Origin of the sequence: Lysinibacillus sp. CD3-6, assembly GCF_006351725.2 — a bacterium.
In the GTDB taxonomy this organism is placed as follows: domain Bacteria; phylum Bacillota; class Bacilli; order Bacillales_A; family Planococcaceae; genus Lysinibacillus.
In genome coordinates this window covers 2,004,635-2,022,402 of record NZ_CP085880.1, presented here as the reverse complement: position 1 = coordinate 2,022,402, position 17,768 = coordinate 2,004,635, and the positions used below count along the sequence as shown (strand labels likewise).

Below are 17,768 nucleotides of genomic sequence, written 5' to 3'. Positions count from 1 at the left end.
AACTTTTTTTATTCAATTAGCTTTTATACAGGAATGATTTTTTTACATTTCCCAATAAAAGAATGTCCTTCAATCAGTTAGAGATACTTAAGTTGTTCCGAATCTGCTCATTAATATTCCCCTTACTCAAGCCTCCGTGGTAACAAACTACCGATTCAATGTCTAAATCTAAATATTTCTTTATCGATAGTTGGGCTTCTTTTATATCCAACGTCGTTGGAATATGAATTCCTCCCAGTGTGCCGTTTGCACTATACATCGAATCTCCAGCAATAAGCGTTTTACTTTGTTTCAAATATAAGCTTATATGGCCAGGCGTATGCCCTGGTGTATGGATAACACGAATGCCTCCGCAATACGGCAAATCTTGACCATCCATCAATGTATCATCCACCTTTCCCTTAGGTGGATTTTCTATGTGCCCATCTTTCAAAAGAGGCAACTCCCCCTGAATGTATGGCTTATCTAGTGCGTGCGCATAAACTTTAATATTGCTTCCACAAACCTGCAATAGTTCAGGAAGGCTACCTATATGATCAATATCCTGATGTGTTAAAATGACAACTTTTAATTTATCGAATGACACCCCTGCCCTCTCCATTGCTATGCGTAAATCTTCAATTTGTCCTGGGAATCCAGTATCTATTAAAATCGCGATTTCCTGATTCCACAATAGTGTTGGATAAATTATATTCCCATTAAAATCAAGCTCCACCATTTCTACTCCTTTAGAAACTTCCATATGTGTTTGTTCTCCTTTTACACTATAGTTTTCACGTAAAATAGGTTTTTTTATAAAAATAGAGTCAATTTTTAACATCATTAAGCACAGTCCCTTTCTGCGAAAATAATGCCCGCAATGTTTCAAAATTAACTAACACTGTTCCTACAATAATCGTCACAGTACCTATGACTGTTAGCCATGAAATATATTCATGATAAAAAAGTACACCTAGTACAACGGCAATGAATGGTGAGATATACAGCCAAGTAGAAGGAAAAACAGGATTTGTCCTGGAGACAAGCCAATAATACATGCTATGGCCCATCATTGACCCAACAATAATTAAATAAAGAAGCGAGCCCATGGCAGCTGGACTAAAAAGATATTCAAGATGAATGTTCTCGGTAAATAACGATAAAATAATTAATAAAAGCCCACCATGCATCATTTGCGCTGCATTTAAAGCAATCGGTGATGTCGTATTATATTTTCGAACGACATTTTTTGTATAAATCGTTCCAGATGCGTAAAAAACTTCACCACATATAATGGCGAAACAACCGACTATCCAGAAAGGACTTATCTCAATTGAAAAACTAGGTAAAATCAAAAACGTAACACCGATGACGCCGACGATACAACCAATGAATGAGTTCCGACTGCCTTTTTGCTTTAAAATGAATGACTGAATAATGATAATCATCATCGGCCCTGTAGCAGATAAGACCGCCGCAATTCCTGACGTTACATATTGTTCTGCCCAGTATAATGTAGCAAATGTCCCAAAAGTTAAACATATTCCTGTTAAAAACATCTCTTTTCGAAAGAATAACCGAATTGTCGCTCTTTCTCTCCATACCATAAAACTAAATAGCAACAAACCAGCAATGAAAAAACGAATTCCTGCTGATAAAAATGGAGGAACGCCTGCATCGACACCAATTTTTATTGCTAAAAACGTCGTTCCAAAAATTAAACACACAAAAAAATAATTAATCATTACCATAGCAAAATCCCCCTCTTTTTTATCATAAAAGAAAGAAGATAGAACAGATTGAAAAAGATAGACCAGAATAGATTTGGTCGTGATACAATCGTTTTGAGTAGGAGGAATTGAAGTGAGCAAAACCATTCAAAATGAAGACTATCTTTTTAAAAAAATATATGATTATGTACTACACCGAATTGAACGGAATGAATGGAAAGAACATGAAAAAATACCCTCTGTTCGGCAATTAGCAACAGAAATGAATATTCATCGGTTAACCGTCTTAAAGGCTTATCGATTACTGAAACAGCATAATAAAGTGTATGTAAAAGATAAAGTCGGCTATTTTGTTCAATCTGATTTAACTGAAAATTATGAATACCACAATCAAGACAATCCAATCATTTCTGCATACGTACAAAAAAATCATTTATCTGAAATTCATCAATCGACAGTTTCTTATCATTTTTCTCAGGCGTTAATCGACCCAAATCTTTTACCTAATCACTTTTTCTCGGACTATGTGAAGAAAGTGTTTGATCTTTACCCAAAAGTACTTGCCACTTACTCAACTGTGCAAGGAGATTTAGAGCTACGTGAGACACTAGCACAATATTTTATCAACCAATATAAAACGCATCTCACTGCAGATGAGCTTTTAATTACTTCTGGCTCACAGCAAGCAATTCACTTAGTCGCTCAAACTTTTATTAGACCTAGAGATGTCGTTTTATTTGAACGGCCAAGCTATAGTGCGGCGATTGATATTTTTAGAGCACAAGGCGCTCACATTGTAACGGTTGATATCTATCCTGATGGGTACGATTTAAATCAGGTTGAATCCTATATGAAACAATACAAGCCGCGCTTATTTTATGTTAACCCAACATTTCATAATCCGACTGGTTATACGGTTCCTGCTCGGCAGCGAAAAAAATTAGTAGAGTTAGCTGAACAATATCGATGTTTATTAATTGAGGATGATGCGTATCATGACATTTATTTTGATGATGCTCCTCCTCCACCCATTTACACATACGATACAGCGGGAACAGTTATTTATATCCGAAGCTTTTGCAAATATATTTCACCTGGTTTGAGAATTGCGACTGTTATTTGTCGATCATCATTACTGAACTTACTTTTAACAGAAAAATCATTAGCGGATAATGGCTCACCACTTCTCAACCAAAAAATTTTTCTCCATTACTTTTCATCAAGTAGATTGCAGCAACACCTGGAGAAAATTCGGATTGCCCTACAAATACGAAAAGAAATCATGGAGGAAGAGCTAGCAGAAACAGGTTGGCAATGGATCAGTCCTAAAGGTGGTCTGAATTTATGGGTGCAGCTCCCTAATCAACTTTCAACTGAAATATTATTAACGAAAAGTATCGAACAATCTATATCCTTTGTGCCAGGGCAAATATGCGATCCATTAAAACAACAATCTTCTTGGATACGTTTAAGTTATTCTTATGCAAATGAAAAGCAAATAAGAGAAGGGGTAAAAAGCTTGGTTGCCGTGGCGCAGTCGCTTGCTACGTATGGTGCATGATGCACTCTGTTTTGGTACTCCCACTGCATTTTTCAAAACCTTTCATCATTGTAACTATCGTATGGTTGGTTCTAAGCAAATTGTTGCTAAAATAAAAAAGCTCAAATAACTCCCGGAGTTCTTTGAGCTTCATTGCTATTCCCTTTTTACTATCATCTTTCTCGCATTGCTTTTTACTTTTTTGAATGCCTTTTTCAATCCTAGCTTGTTCTGCTGGGTATTTTCAATTCTTCCCAAGATTGAAAAGCTTCACGTAAGTTGCTGTCTTTCATCGCCAATTCCTCCAATACATATTAATATCTTCAATTACATCAGCTAAAAAGAGAATAAAATTTCACTTCTTCTAAAGTTATAACTAGATTAGTCCAATTTTAAGACTTCGTAATTAATATGTTTTATTCCAAGTATTCTCCAGATTACGTGATTAATCTGTCTCAACACAATTCATTTCAAAAACATTCCAAAATTGCTTCTTCATATCTCATTCCCCCTATTAATTAATGATAGTTTGAAGCCAATAATTTTTAAATGTTTTTGAACTTTTTATATTTTGAATAATCATTTTTTTAGGCTTCTAATATAATTAAATATGTACGTATAATTATTGGGGAAATTATTTTTTCAATGCTAAAGAGTATACTTATTTGAATTTTCTGAGTGAAAAGATATTTGTGAAATTTTCTCCCTTCCGAAGAAATATCTTTTAATAAAAATCTACAGGTATCTATAAGAAATTTAATTTTCCCTCTTTATTATAAGTACATATATTTTTTATAGGAGTGATGTTTATGGCAAGTTGGTCAACTAGTATCAATAATGCTTTAAAACAAACGGTAAAAGATCAAATTTGGCCAGTTTTTACTGTAGGTGCTGCTATAACAGGTGCTAAAGATGGTTATAAAGTCGGTGTTGAAGCCTATAATAATAACAAAGCAAACGCACATAAAGCTGCCGTCGGAGTAGGTGCTTCACAAGCAAAACAATCCGTTGTTAAAGCTGCTATATCAACAGCTGCTAAAACAACTGGGGTAGGTGCTGTAATTTCTTTCGGTACAAATTTCGTATATCGCTTAGGACAAGAACGAGGCGTATGGTAAATAGAAAATTTCAAATTAATTTATCTCCTTTTGTCAAAAAGCTAGAAATGAAGTATTTAGAAGGAAATGAATTAATCAATGTACCTCTTTATTACAATAGAATTTCGTGTCAATGGGAAATCGATAATTTGGTATTAATTCAAAACTGTTTGTATTATTATTGTTTAAATGATTCTAACTTTTTTTTGGATCCTTTAAACCTAAATATTTATAAAGATAAAAACACTATGATATATTCGGTTTATGATCAGCATCTAATTAATACAGAAATATATGAGGATTTTATATTGTCTGTTCAATCTTTTAAAATTCAAAATTCCAATCCGGACACTTATTTGTTTACTAAAAATTTCTTTTTAACAGATGAGGTGATTGGTCTTTTAGTGAATATTAATAGAACAATTATTGACACAATTAAGTATAGTATTATCGTAACTTTTGAATGGATAGGACCAGAAGGAACATATTATATTACTGATAAATATTTACCTGTAGATTTTTTTCAAGGTTCATCTACTATAAAGCATGGGCTTAGAATTGATTCAAATACCATGCAAACAGGAAAATGGATTGTAAGAATACTTGTTAATAACATATTAAACTTTCAATTTAATTTTTATATTCAAAGTGTCACATATAAAAACCCATATAACTCGAAAGGGTATTAAAATTTTATTTTGTTCATCTAGTAAAGTAAAAAATTTTTAGAGTAAACAGTGAAGACGAAACAATAAATACTATTCGCGCCTAACCTACTGTGCTTAACAGGCCAAACAAGACTGTACTCTTTTGCAAAATCCAGTGATATGGGCGTAAGCGCGAATAGTACATCACTAATTACTTGTATAACTCTAATTGTTAAATACCTCCATATAATAGCATCGCATAATATAAAACCCTATTCAAAAAGTTTTTATCAACATAAGTTAATAAATTCAAAATACAATGTACGGGGGATATATCTTGAAAAACTATATAATAATTATTTCTATTCTTCTTATATTTACTGTATTTTTAATTATACAAAGAACTTATTCTATTGAATCGAACGAGAGTGCAATGACTACTAGTATTCAACAACAATTAGAGGCCGATATAGAGATTTCATCGATAGAAGAATATGACATTTCAAAATCTAATTCAAAGATTGTTTTATTTGAGTATGGTAATGAAAAGGGATATGCAGTTTTCAAAGTGAATTATGTTAACAAAAAATTAAAAATTATTTTTGTAAAATCTAATATTTTAGATAAGAATATCAATATCATACATACAAATCGAGGTAATTATATTCTTTTAAGTGGTAACTATAATGAGAAAATAAATTATATAGTTGTAAATGAAGGCAATACTAAGCACTTATTTGAAGTTGCACTTATTAACGAAAACTTTAGAAATTTATATATTACTCTCGAAACTATTCCACGTAGTTTAACTGACACGATGCTAAATGATGTATTAGTATACAATAAGGATAATAAGCTAGTATATTAGAATCACTGCCAATATCTTCAACTCCATCAAGGACTATGCCCTCCCCTTTTTATAAAATAGAATTTATCTACCTGCGTGTTTAAATGATTAAAACCGAGATGGTAACTCCTGTAGAAACACAAAGTATATAAATGCAACAAGGGGCACATTAGCGAGGGTTGCAGTTTTCGATGCACCTGAGGAAGCGTCTGCATGGAGCGAGAATCAAATGCTAGAATGCTTGTTTAACGTAAATAAGTATTCCTTTTCAACAAAATCAGTTAAAATCGTCCTTTTTTTATCCTTTATCTTCTTGTGCTTATCTAAGAATGTTTTTTCGCAAGATCCCACTTACATTAAAAAACAAGAGCGATTGGATTGGACCTAAGAAAACTTTTTCATAAAGCGTTTATATTTTTATATCATACTTGACAACTTGGTTTAATCAACGTATTATCATTTTCATACATTTAGATAGAGGTGATCTTGTGAGTTTTCAAAATCAAGTAGAACAATTACATACACTTTTCGATGAAATTGTAGCTAATCGTCGTTATATGCATATGCACCCTGAATTATCATTTGAAGAAGAAAAAACATCCATTTTTATTGCAAATACATTAAAAGAATATGGTATCCCATTCCGCGAACGCGTTGGCAAAAATGGAGTCGTTGCTAACATTGATGGCGCTTTACCAGGAAAAACACTCGCGTTCCGTGCCGATTTCGATGCCCTGCCAATCAATGATGAAAAAGACGTACCCTATAAATCGACAGTACCTGGCGTTATGCACGCTTGTGGTCATGATGGACATACTGCTGCACTACTTGCATTTGCAAAAATTGTACAGCAAAATAAAGATCAATTAAGAGGCTCTATCCGTTTAATTTTCCAACCTGCAGAAGAAAAACCACCAGGTGGAGCAAAATTTATGATTGAGGATGGCGCGCTTGATGGTGTTGATTTTGTATTTGGAGCTCATTTAGCTTCCGATTTACCTTTAGGAAAAATTTCAACTGCAGCTGGTCCAATAATGGCCTCTGTTGACGCATTTACGATTAAATTATTCGGTAAAGGTGGACATGGAGCTTACCCACATACGACGAAAGATTCGATCATTGCAGCGACTCAGCTTATTCAAAATTTCCAGCAAATCGTTAGCCGTAGAGTAAATCCAACTGAGGCAGCGGTTGTAACAGTTGGTAGTTTACATGCAGGAAATGCCTTTAATGTTATTGCAGACACTGCTACATTAGAAGGTACTGTTCGTACATTAAATCAAAATGTACGTAATCAAATTGAAAAAGAAATTTTCGCTATTTTAGATGGCTTAAAAGTTTCAAATTATGTAGACTATGAAATCGATTATTTAAAAGGCTATCCTGTTTTAATTAATACAGAAAAGGAATCTGTTATTGTTGAACAATTAATTAAAGAACAATTCACAGAAGAAGCTTTCGAAATTAAAACTGCAGTCTTGGGTGCCGAAGATTTTGCCTATTACTTACAACATGTACCAGGAAACTTTATTCACGTTGGCTCTGCCAATGAACATGCAAATACACAATTCCCTCACCACCATCCGAAATTCGATTTTGATGAGCGTGCATTGCTAAATATCGCAACAATATTCTTAAAAATTATTGATTATTACGGTAAAGTCGAATAAATAAAACGGATTTGGAAAACGTGTAATTTTCCAAATCCGTTTTTGTCTTTTCTAGGAAAATGTAAGCACAAAATTACATTCGTTTAATTTCAATCGCTAGAGTATGATCCAAAATCAAAAAAGCCAAATCCGAAAGTAATGTTTTTTTCGGATTTGCCCCTTTTGCTACTTTGAATTGTGTGGGTCAAGTGCGTCTCGCAATGCATCCCCAATATAGTTAATTGATAAAACTGTACATAATATTAAAATACCTGGTGGAATCCAAAGCCACGGTTGATCCGTTAAAATCGAAATCGATTGGGCATTTGAAAGCATATTCCCCCAACTTGCATCTGGCGGCTGTACACCTAAGCCTAAAAAGCTTAATGCTGCTTCATCTAATATTGCCCCTGCAACACCAGAAGTAGCGAAAATCAAAATAGGTGCAATGGTATTCGGTAAAATATGCTTAAACAAAATACGTGGCGTCCTATATCCTAAAGCAATACTTGCTTTCACATAGTCCGATTGCTTAATCGCTAAAACATTGCCGCGCACAAGTCGTGCTATACCTGGCCAGCCTAACACCCCTAAAATAAGAATGATATTCGTTAACCCTGGTCCTACAATACTAGCAACAACTAAAATAAACAAAATATATGGAAATGACATAAACATATCTGTAATACGCATAATCATCCCATCTATAATGCCACCAAAATAACCAGAAATTAATCCTAATACAGTACCAATAATCGCCGAAATTGCCACCGCACCAATACCTACAGCTAACGAAACACGTGCCGCATAAATGACGCGACTAAACACGTCTCGTCCTACTTGATCTGTACCTAGTAAGTGCTGCCATGAAGGTGGAGCACTAAATTCGCTTGTAATTTCAGCTGGATCAAAAGGTGCAATAAACGGTGCAAAAATGGACGCAATCGTTACAATCGCTAAAAACCATAGTCCAATTACAGCTAATTTATGCTTTTTGAATCTTTTCCAAAATAAGCTCTTCGTATTTGCTACAGCAAATTCTTCATTCCAAGTGACCGTGTGTTCTGTATCATACTGTTTTTTATTAAAATACCGTTTAAATAAACTCATCGTTTGCCACCCCCAACATAGCTTTGGCGAATACGTGGGTCGACAAATGCGTATACAATATCCGTTAAAATATTTGAAGCAATAACAATGAATGCAGCTACTAAGTTTAATCCCATAATGGTAGAGTAATCACGGCTCATAATGGAAGAAAGCGTAAGCTGACCAATACCTGGCCAGGAGAAAATTTGCTCAATTACAACTGCTCCACCAAATAAAATCGAAATCTCTAATCCGATAATTGTTACAATTGGAATTAAAGCATTTCGCATCGCATGTTTATTCACAACGAAAAATTCTTTTACTCCTTTTGCACGAGCTGTACGTAAAAAATCTTGTCCCATAATTTCAAGCATGCCCGAACGCACATAACGGATGTTTCTCCCAGCAACGCTTGCGACAAGCACTGTCACTGGTAAAATCATATGCCATAAAAGTGATCCGAAGCTTCCTTCAGCACCTAATTCTTTCATACCGCCTGAAGGTAACCAATTTAATTGAATTGAGAAAATATATACTAATAATAAAGCCAAGAAGAAGTTTGGAATGGAAACTCCTAAAAATGAACCCGTTACAAATGTATAATCAAGTTTCGAATATTGCTTCGTTGCACTATAAATGCCAATTGGAATCGCAATAATTAACCCTAATATTAACGCTGTTCCCATTAAAATAATTGTCGGACCCATTCGGCTCGCAATTAACTCGGTTACAGGCTCATACGTAATCATGGAATAGCCTAAATCGCCATGCAACACTAAGTTTTTTAACCAATTCCAATATTGAATGTAGGCTGGATCATTTAGTCCTAATTCTATCATTTTAGCCTGTCTTGCGGCCTCTGGTAACTTAGGGCTCACGAGCATATCGACAGGATTACCCGGTGCCATTCGCATAATAATGAAGTTAATAACCGATACACCAAATAAAACGGGGACGGCGATTAATAATCGTCTTAAAATATATCCTAGCATGCATCTGTCCCCTTTTCACGGCGAATAATACTTCGTTTTGTCGGATCTGGCTTCGGATAAGCATTTAATAATTTTTTTGTATAATCATGTTGAGGGTTTAAGAAAATTTGTTCTGTTTTACCCATCTCCACAATTTTGCCCTCATACATTACTGCAATACGATCACTAATATATTTCATTGCACCTAAACCGTGCGCAATGAATAAGTATGTTAACCCTAATTCATTTTGAAGCTGTTTAAACAAGTTTAAAATTTGCGCTTGAATCGAAACATCTAATGCCGATACAGGCTCATCACAAATTAATAATCTTGGTCGTAATGATAACGCACGAGCAATGCCGACACGTTGGCGTTGACCACCCGAAAACTCGTGTGGGTAACGGTCTTTTGCTGTCGTTGGTAGCCCCACTAACGCAAGTAATCGGTCTACTTCCTGCGCTATCTCATTCGTCGGGACTATTTTATGTACGCGTAGCGGTTCTGCAAGTAATGATCCGATTGTTTGTCTTGGATTTAAAGAAGAATATGGATCTTGGAAAACAATTTGGATTTGTTGACTTAAGCTAACGCGGTCTGTTCGATAATCCATTTGTTGACCATTAAATAGAATACGGCCCCCTGTTTTCGGTTCTAGACCGATAATCGTGCGCCCTAACGTTGATTTCCCACAGCCAGATTCTCCTACGAGCCCAACTGTTTCCCCTTCGTAAATTTCGAATGAAACACCATCTACTGCTTTCACATAATCGGTTTTTAAATTCATAAAGCCTGTTTTAAACGGATAGTACGTTTTAACATCTTCTAATACAAGTAACGGAGAGTTGTTTTGCTCTGTTTCCTTTTTCATTTCTGCTCTCCTCCTTGTGCGACCTTTTGCCATTCAAAACATCTCGTTTTATGCCCTTTTTCAACTTCAATTAATGGTGGTTGCTGTTTTTTACAATGCTCTGTTGCAAATGCGCAACGGTTTGCAAAACGACAGCCAACAATATTTTGATAACGTCCTGGTATCGTACCTGGTATTGCCTTTAATTGTTTTCCGTCAAAATCCATTGATGGAATTGAATCCATTAGGCCCATTGTATATGGATGTAATGGTCGTTCAAACAACGTAAAAACATCTGCTTCTTCGACAACTTGCCCTGCATACATAACGATGACACGATCTGCCATTTCTGCAACGACACCTAAATCATGTGTAATAAGTAAAACAGAAGTCTGCAGCTCATAACACAATTCATTCATTAAGCGCATGATTTGTGCTTGTACCGTTACATCAAGTGCCGTTGTCGGTTCGTCCGCAATTAATAGCTTTGGTTTACATACTAAAGCTATTGCAATCATGACACGTTGTCGCATTCCACCTGATAAAGAGAATGGAAATTGCTTCATCACACGTTTAGCATTAGGTATACCAACTTTATCTAACATATTTTGAGCAATTGCTTTTGCTTCCTTTTTATCGACATCTGTATGGAGTAAAATGGCCTCTACTAGCTGATGGCCAATTGTAAAAACAGGATTTAACGCGGTCATTGGCTCTTGAAAAATCATTGAAATTTCTTTCCCTCGTAACGATTGAAATTCCTTATTAGAAAGAGCTGTTAAGTTTTTATCTTCTAATGTAATCTCACCTTGCTCAATTGAACCGCGTTTCCCTAATAGACGCATAATAGAGAGTGCTGTTACGCTTTTCCCGCTTCCCGACTCACCAACAATCCCCAATGTTTCACCTTTTTTTACATCAAAGCTAACATCGTCGACACTGACTACTTTTCCATATTCAGTTTCGAATGCCGTTTTCAGCTGTTTTACGCTTAGCAAACTCTCCATTAAAACACGTCCTATCTCTCTCTTTATTTAACAGTCCACTCGTGTACGTTAATGAACATACCGAAGTCGCTTGGTGTAGCGCCTTGAACTCGTTTATTAACTGCGCCTAATGCTGTTGTAGCATAAATTGATGGCATTGGTACTTCTTGTTGTGTTATTTCTTGTAATTCACCGTATAACGATTTAATTTTCACTTCATCTACTTCAGTCGCTAATGCAGCTAAAATTTCATTGACACGCTTATTGCTATAAGCGTTTGGATTACCTTCTCCTAAGAAGTAAGCAATATCCGGAAGTGGGTTAATTGGTGTAATGGATACGGTTAAAATCGCTAAATCATACTTCTGGCTTACAATTTCATCGATAATTGTACCGAAATCCATCATTTGGATTTCAGCTGTAATACCTGCCTCCCGTAGGTTTTCTACGATGATGTTTGCAGCTTGCTCTAACGTTGCATCACCTGATAATACAGCTAATTTCAACTTTTTGCTTGAATCCCATCTAGACTCAGCTAATAATTGTTTTGCTTTTTCTAGGTCATACTTAACTGGTTTCATACCTTCTTTTAAGTACGGGCTATTGCTTGGGAAGAAGCCATCTGTTACTTCACCAGCACCTTTTAATAAATTATCAATAATTAACTGACGGTTTATAGCATATGAAATCGCTTGACGTTGCTTCACATCTGGCACAACGTTTTCATTAATATACATATATTGTGTAGCTAATGGCTCACCATAAGCCGTGTTTAATGTATCTAAACCTTGCACATTTGCATAATCTGAAACGGGAATAACACCTGCTGAAGGGATATTCATATCAATTTCACCGCTCTTTAATTGAGCAGCAATTTGATTCCCTTGTAATACTTTAAAGTTTAATTGATCTAATGTAGAAGCACCTTTGAAGTAATCTTTATTTGGTACCATTTCTACAAAATGTGCACGATCCATTTTTGAAATGATAAATGGACCAGAAGTTACTGTTGGATTTTGCATGAAATCACTTGCATTTAGCTCTTCAACTGCAATTGTTTCAAGTTGTGCCTTCGGTAATGTTAATAAATAACGACCTACTGTATCTTGGAAGATGGATAATGTCGTTGGTTTTTTAGTTTTAATTTGAATTGTATCTTCATCTACTTTTGTAACGCCTGAAATAGAAGTGGAACCTTGTGGTAAGTAACCACTATCATCTAAGCCTTCAACAATTGCAAACATATAAGCATAGTTTGACGCCACAACAGGGTTTGCCATTAATTTCAATGTAAAGATTACGTCATCCGTTGTAATATCTGTGCCATCTGTCCATTTAGCTTCTTTGTTTAAATTAATTGTAAATGTTTGATTATTTTCTGTTGTAATTGAATCAGCTAGCATTGGCTGATAGTTTAATTTTGAATCTAAATCAACTAATGGTAAAAATAATAAATTTGAAACATAAGTAGAAACTAATCCACTAGGTTGTAATGGATTAATGTTGCTAGCTGGATACGTAACACCGATATTAATAACATTTTTATCGCTGCTCTTCCCTTCAGAAGAAGATTTATCGTTACCACAAGCTGCTAAAACAACTAGTACTACCATTGTTAATAACGCTAACATAACCTTTTTTGAGTTTTTGAACATTGCTATTTCTCCTATTTCTCTAATTTAGATGCTTTATTATGAATCCAATGAAATGATTTGCTTTTCGCCTGCCTTCACTTTACTTTCAATGCGATTGCTCATAGGTGGCATCGGACAGTTAAAGTAAGGTGAAAATGCGCATGGCGGTAAAAAGGCTTTATTAAAATCAAGAAGCACTGTATCATCGTCTAATAGTTCGATGATTAACATACGACCCATACCGTATGTTTCGTTACCACTTGTTGCATCTTGGAAAATAATAATTGAGTGTAGTCCAGATTGAAAAGGTCGTAATCTATATAGCGCTCCGCCAATTTCCACTTCAATAACACCTATTGATTCATGACTACGCGCTGCACGATTGTCATCTCCCGTGTGAGAAAACTCAATCATCGCATCATCTTTTATAAGCTTTCCATTATAAATTGCTTGTTCGTTTAATTCGTACGAATCAATATGACTAAACGTTTGAAGTGCAGAGCTGTTTTCATCCCAAATGGCTAGTAAATGCATAGAGCCTGGCTGACTTGTGGCCATTGCAGAAATGCCGTTAGTAGTTTGAACGATAGTTTTATCCGCAATAATATTCACCATACCTTCCACTAGCACACCGTTTATAAATAATTGGTCTTCAGCTAATGCCGTTATGGTAAGACCTGGTACAGATAGGTTTGTCGGCTTCCAACTTCCAGCAATTTGTTTAACTGTTGTTTCACTCGTTAACTCATGCATTGCGATTAAACTTAAATCGCCTTGTGCTCCCGTTACTTCTAAATGACGTTGTTTATGCCAGGCTTGTAATGTGGTATGCATCTTGAATCAGTCCTTTAATAAAAATTCTCGTACTACGATTAAGAAGTCTTCATGCTCTTCGATGAATGGCATATGCCCACTCTCTTCAAATACAGTTAATTGCGAATTTTTAATTAATGAATGCATTACTTCTGACTGTGTTAACGGTGTAATCCAATCGTGACGGCCCGCTACAATTAATGTAGGCACTTCAAGGTTGGCAATTTGTGAGCGTACATCGTATTGTGGCATTAAATGTTTGAACGTATAGTTTGTAATTTCTAAGGAACCGATTGGACGACTTCCTGTATCGCCACCTAGTTCTTCCTGATAGTTGTACCAGTATAAATCCCAGCAAATATCCCACCATTGAATTAAATGATCGTCGTCATGGATGTTACCTTCAAATAACTCTGGAATAGTTTGAATTTGTTTTTCCGTTCCAATTCGTTGTGCAAACTCTTTAGCTTCCTTATAGAATTCATAGCTTGGTGCAGTATTAATTAATAAGAGCTTACTCACTGATTGCGGGTAGCGCGTAGCAAATACTTGGGCAATCATCCCACCGAAAGAATGGCCTAGCACAGCAACTTTTTCTAAGCCTAAATAATTGCGTAACGCTTCGATATCATCTGCTAACTGATCAAATGTTGCTGTCGTTACATCTACACGCTCTGATTGACCATTGCATCTTTGATCTAAATAAACAATCTGATAGAATTCTGATAGTGGCGTTAACCATGGCTTAAAATCAGAGTGATCACTACCTGGTCCACCATGTACGGCAATAAGTACTGGTTTTTTCACCATTTTTGGTCCTACTGGAATATACCCTGAACCTTCTACGTCAAAATAAATTTTCGTTCCATTTATCGCAGCAAACATTATTTTCCCCACTTTATCAAATAAATTTTATTTATATAATTATTAAAACTACTTTGTTATTATCTTAATTCCTATTTGTTTAGTCAAGTTTTTTGTTAAGAGAAATACTATTACAAATAATAGAGTAAAAGTGAATAAAATTATAGTTATTTTTTCATAAATTACTACTGATTATGCTCATATAACATATTTTCACTTAGGTGAAATTAGTTTTACACTCGTTGGTAACAATTCGAAGGGTAAAACATGAGATTAAAAGATATTATCTAAAGATAAAATAATTTAACTGCAAAATATGAAGATTTTCAAAAAAATATAAAAAAGCTCAAATAACTAGTAAGTTATTTGAGCTTAATCTATCTATCTTTCTACATCCTGTCTTAACACTTGAATTTCTTCAAACGTTAAACTTGTTAACTCCATAATCTCTTCATTGCTATTTCCTTTTACTATCATTTTTCTTGCAATGGCTTTTATACCTTCTTGAATGCCTTCTTGAATGCCTTTTTGCATACCTTCTTGAATGCCTTTTTCAATCCCTACTTGTTCTGCATGGTATTTTGCATCTTCTAATGTTGCCACTTCATCAATCATAAATTTGACTCGTGATTCGTACGCTATAATGGATTCTGGATCTTGACTTAGTTCTTCCCACGCTTCAAACGCTTCACGTAAGTTTCTGTCTTTCATCGCTAATTCCTCCAATACTTTATAAATATCTTCATATACTTTCTGCTTGCGACCATCTACCATAACAAGCAATAGCAACCATTTTACGATTATATCTTCAATAGGATTTAGTTCTTCCATTAGCCAAGCCTTTAAAAATTTATTCATTTCTATAAAATGAATTTCTAAAACATCATCTGATTTTTGTACACGCTGTAAAGTCTTATCTTCATATAAATGATACGTACTATGATAATGAGCAATATCTTTGAACAATGTAAAATCACAAATATTTATAGTAATGGTTGGATTCAGTGTATAATAACCTTTTCCTTTTTGTAACTGCAAATTATACAGCCTTGACCAATAAAATAAAGTTCGTTTGAACATGTCATTTTTATTCGCTAATTGTATTTCTATATTAATTATATCTTCTTTTTCTGTTTTTACGACAATATCTAAGCGGGATTGTTTATCCTCTTTATACTCCCCACCTACTTCATGGTTGATAAACGTTATTTCTTTTATTTTGTTGCTACCTGTCCAGTTTAATATAGCATTCAGAAAAACAATTGTTAGTTGTTTATTTCGTTCACTACCAAAAAGATGCTTAAAAGCAAAATCAATCTTTAAATCCATTAGGTTTTTTAGTGGTATTCGACTAAGAACTTGATACTTCATTACTCATCAACTCCTGTCCTAAATATTATATCCTGCTTCTAATACTATTTTTATTAGTCTATTTAGTTTTGTTTAACTGTGACATCCGTCAATTTTTTTATTGTACATCGTTCTTCTCATTCACAAACGAGTAAAAAATTGCTCACATCACTAATTGCTTTGTTTAAAATCTTCACCTTGTTATGTGATAATCATTCTCATTTATTATATCGTAATGAGAAAATCCATTCTTGTCAAAATAAAAAACACCCTGTTTATTTGCAAGGAGCACTAGCTTAAATACACCACTAAATTTCAATAGTACTATATTGGGAATATACTGTTATCGCGATTCTATTATCAAAAATATCTACAAAAAAATCATCTTATCTCTTAGAATGCTAAGAGATAAGATGATTTTTAAACAAACTTTCCTGTAAAATAAAATCTTTTTACTTCTATTAATACGCACTATAAGTTTTTAGATGTTAGAAACCCCCAAGCAGTGTGAATTCATATTGCCCTACTACACTGTTGGATTTTCTAGTAAAATAGCAATGCCTTGTCCGCCGCCAATGCATAGGCTTGCTACGCCGTATCTAACACCTCGTTTTTGCATTTCTAATGCAAGCGAGTAAGTAATACGTGCTCCACTTGCACCGACTGGATGCCCAAGTGCAACTGCTCCGCCATTGACATTCACTTTTTCTTGATTAATACCTAACTCCTTTAAAACTGCTAATGACTGTGCAGCGAATGCTTCATTTAGTTCAAACAATCCGATATCCTCTAATGTTAAATTTACTTTTTTCAATAATTTACGAATCGCTGGAGCTGGGCCAATTCCCATCATTGTTGGATCAACACCTGCTGTTGCGGAAGTGACGATTTTTGCTAATGGCTTTAACTGATGCTCCTGTAAGTAAGCTTCCGATACAAGAACGATTGCTGCGGCACCGTCATTAATACCACTTGCATTCCCTGCTGATACCGAGCCGTCTTTTTTGAATGCTGGTTTCAGTTTTGCTAAAGCTTCCATCGAAATTTCTTCGCGTATATGTTCATCCTCAGTTATCTCAATCATACCTTTACGTGTCTTTACTAATACTGGTGCAATTTCCTCCGCAAAACGACCTGAATGACGAGCTTCCGCTGCACGTTTATGTGAGTTGTAGGAGAATGCATCCTGTTCTTCACGTGATATTTCATATTTCTCCGCTAAGTTTTCAGCCGTCATCCCCATACCACATCCTGCAACCTCATCATATAAAGTCGCCCATAACATATCCTCTACGATTGGTGCTTTATTTGGCGATCCAAAACGTGTACCTCGTAAAACTTGGGGTGCTTGACTCATATTTTCTGTACCCCCTGCAATTGCAGCTTGAATATTCCCAAGTTCAATTTCCTGCGATGCAGTCACAATTGCTTGTAAACCCGACCCGCATAAACGGTTAACCGTAAGTGCAGTACTGTCCTCCGTTAAACCACTTTTTAATCCGATGTGTCGAGCTAGATATGCCGCTGAACTTGTTGTTTGAATGATATTGCCAAAGACGATTTCTTCTATCTGATTTGCCTTTAGCCCTGAACGATGTAATGCTTCTTTCACAACGACAACACCTAGATCAATATCAGTTGTATTAGCAAAGACACCGCCAAAAGAACCAAATGCTGTTCTACTACCATTTACAATATATACTGACATCATTACTCCCCCTTTT

The 17,768-nt window shown here is 35.1% G+C and carries 16 protein-coding genes; 5 read left to right on the top strand and 11 right to left on the bottom strand.

The features are described 5' to 3' along the window. Positions 1-73: 73 nt before the first annotated feature. On the bottom strand, positions 74-742 hold the full coding sequence (locus FH508_RS09735) for an MBL fold metallo-hydrolase (protein WP_172771917.1): 669 nt from the start codon (positions 740-742) through the stop codon (positions 74-76). A 64-nt stretch (positions 743-806) separates the two neighbouring features. Next, a complete protein-coding gene (locus FH508_RS09730) occupies positions 807-1,730 on the bottom strand; it encodes a DMT family transporter (protein ID WP_172771137.1) in 924 nt (307 codons plus the stop codon). 112 nt (positions 1,731-1,842) lie between these two features. Between FH508_RS09730 and FH508_RS09725 the strand changes: the two genes are divergently transcribed. From FH508_RS09725 to FH508_RS09705, 5 genes are all read left to right on the top strand, one after another. After that, entirely contained in the window at positions 1,843-3,270 is a 1,428-nt protein-coding gene (locus FH508_RS09725) for an aminotransferase-like domain-containing protein (RefSeq protein WP_172771136.1), read from the top strand. 788 nt (positions 3,271-4,058) lie between these two features. Then, on the top strand, positions 4,059-4,367 hold the full coding sequence (locus tag FH508_RS09720) for a hypothetical protein (protein WP_172771135.1): 309 nt from the start codon (positions 4,059-4,061) through the stop codon (positions 4,365-4,367). Further along, positions 4,361-5,035, top strand: coding sequence for a hypothetical protein (locus FH508_RS09715; RefSeq protein WP_172771134.1), 675 nt, complete (start codon positions 4,361-4,363; stop codon positions 5,033-5,035). Before FH508_RS09720 ends, FH508_RS09715 begins: the two co-directional genes overlap by 7 nt. Before the next feature lie 295 nt (positions 5,036-5,330). Then, complete coding sequence (locus tag FH508_RS09710) at positions 5,331-5,861, top strand: hypothetical protein (RefSeq protein WP_172771133.1); 531 nt, start codon at positions 5,331-5,333, stop codon at positions 5,859-5,861. Positions 5,862-6,328: 467 nt separating this feature from the next. Beyond that, positions 6,329-7,510, top strand: a complete 1,182-nt coding sequence (locus FH508_RS09705) for a M20 metallopeptidase family protein (RefSeq protein WP_228134469.1) — start codon at positions 6,329-6,331, stop codon at positions 7,508-7,510. A 165-nt stretch (positions 7,511-7,675) separates the two neighbouring features. Here FH508_RS09705 and opp4C read toward each other — a convergent pair whose 3' ends face one another. The 9 genes from opp4C to FH508_RS09660 form a co-directional block, all read right to left on the bottom strand. Next, the gene (opp4C, locus tag FH508_RS09700; RefSeq protein ID WP_172771132.1) at positions 7,676-8,599 is read right to left on the bottom strand and encodes an oligopeptide ABC transporter permease; all 924 of its coding nucleotides are present in this window, start codon (positions 8,597-8,599) and stop codon (positions 7,676-7,678) included. Then, positions 8,596-9,570 (bottom strand): ABC transporter permease, encoded by a 975-nt coding sequence (locus tag FH508_RS09695; protein ID WP_172771131.1) that lies wholly within the window; start codon positions 9,568-9,570, stop codon positions 8,596-8,598. Before FH508_RS09695 ends, opp4C begins: the two co-directional genes overlap by 4 nt. Continuing rightward, positions 9,564-10,418 (bottom strand): ABC transporter ATP-binding protein, encoded by an 855-nt coding sequence (locus FH508_RS09690; protein ID WP_172771130.1) that lies wholly within the window; start codon positions 10,416-10,418, stop codon positions 9,564-9,566. The genes FH508_RS09695 and FH508_RS09690 overlap by 7 nt, the downstream gene beginning before the upstream one ends. Beyond that, positions 10,415-11,404 (bottom strand): ABC transporter ATP-binding protein, encoded by a 990-nt coding sequence (locus FH508_RS09685; protein WP_172771129.1) that lies wholly within the window; start codon positions 11,402-11,404, stop codon positions 10,415-10,417. The genes FH508_RS09690 and FH508_RS09685 overlap by 4 nt, the downstream gene beginning before the upstream one ends. A gap of 23 nt (positions 11,405-11,427) precedes the next feature. Beyond that, complete coding sequence (locus tag FH508_RS09680) at positions 11,428-13,038, bottom strand: ABC transporter substrate-binding protein (protein ID WP_172771128.1); 1,611 nt, start codon at positions 13,036-13,038, stop codon at positions 11,428-11,430. A gap of 36 nt (positions 13,039-13,074) precedes the next feature. Further along, positions 13,075-13,851 (bottom strand): DUF1684 domain-containing protein, encoded by a 777-nt coding sequence (locus FH508_RS09675; protein WP_172771127.1) that lies wholly within the window; start codon positions 13,849-13,851, stop codon positions 13,075-13,077. A gap of 6 nt (positions 13,852-13,857) precedes the next feature. Beyond that, the gene (locus FH508_RS09670; RefSeq protein WP_172771126.1) at positions 13,858-14,715 is read right to left on the bottom strand and encodes an alpha/beta fold hydrolase; all 858 of its coding nucleotides are present in this window, start codon (positions 14,713-14,715) and stop codon (positions 13,858-13,860) included. 360 nt (positions 14,716-15,075) lie between these two features. Further along, positions 15,076-16,065 carry an Rpn family recombination-promoting nuclease/putative transposase gene (locus FH508_RS09665; RefSeq protein ID WP_172771125.1) on the bottom strand — a complete coding sequence of 330 codons (990 nt, stop codon included), beginning with the start codon at positions 16,063-16,065 and terminating at the stop codon, positions 15,076-15,078. 505 nt (positions 16,066-16,570) lie between these two features. Beyond that, complete coding sequence (locus FH508_RS09660; protein ID WP_172771124.1) at positions 16,571-17,755, bottom strand: thiolase family protein; 1,185 nt, start codon at positions 17,753-17,755, stop codon at positions 16,571-16,573. Positions 17,756-17,768: the final 13 nt, after the last annotated feature.

Coding starts and splice junctions, on each gene's coding strand:
- FH508_RS09735 (WP_172771917.1), bottom strand. CDS start 742: ATGGAAGTTTCTAAAGGAGTAGAAATGGTGGAGCTTGATTTTAATGGG.
- opp4C (WP_172771132.1), bottom strand. CDS start 8,599: ATGAGTTTATTTAAACGGTATTTTAATAAAAAACAGTATGATACAGAA.
- FH508_RS09670 (WP_172771126.1), bottom strand. CDS start 14,715: ATGTTTGCTGCGATAAATGGAACGAAAATTTATTTTGACGTAGAAGGT.
- FH508_RS09695 (WP_172771131.1), bottom strand. CDS start 9,570: ATGCTAGGATATATTTTAAGACGATTATTAATCGCCGTCCCCGTTTTA.
- FH508_RS09660 (WP_172771124.1), bottom strand. CDS start 17,755: ATGATGTCAGTATATATTGTAAATGGTAGTAGAACAGCATTTGGTTCT.
- FH508_RS09675 (WP_172771127.1), bottom strand. CDS start 13,851: ATGCATACCACATTACAAGCCTGGCATAAACAACGTCATTTAGAAGTA.
- FH508_RS09685 (WP_172771129.1), bottom strand. CDS start 11,404: ATGGAGAGTTTGCTAAGCGTAAAACAGCTGAAAACGGCATTCGAAACT.
- FH508_RS09665 (WP_172771125.1), bottom strand. CDS start 16,065: ATGAAGTATCAAGTTCTTAGTCGAATACCACTAAAAAACCTAATGGAT.
- FH508_RS09680 (WP_172771128.1), bottom strand. CDS start 13,038: ATGTTCAAAAACTCAAAAAAGGTTATGTTAGCGTTATTAACAATGGTA.
- FH508_RS09690 (WP_172771130.1), bottom strand. CDS start 10,418: ATGAAAAAGGAAACAGAGCAAAACAACTCTCCGTTACTTGTATTAGAA.
- FH508_RS09730 (WP_172771137.1), bottom strand. CDS start 1,730: ATGGTAATGATTAATTATTTTTTTGTGTGTTTAATTTTTGGAACGACG.
- FH508_RS09715 (WP_172771134.1), top strand. CDS start 4,361: ATGGTAAATAGAAAATTTCAAATTAATTTATCTCCTTTTGTCAAAAAG.
- FH508_RS09720 (WP_172771135.1), top strand. CDS start 4,059: ATGGCAAGTTGGTCAACTAGTATCAATAATGCTTTAAAACAAACGGTA.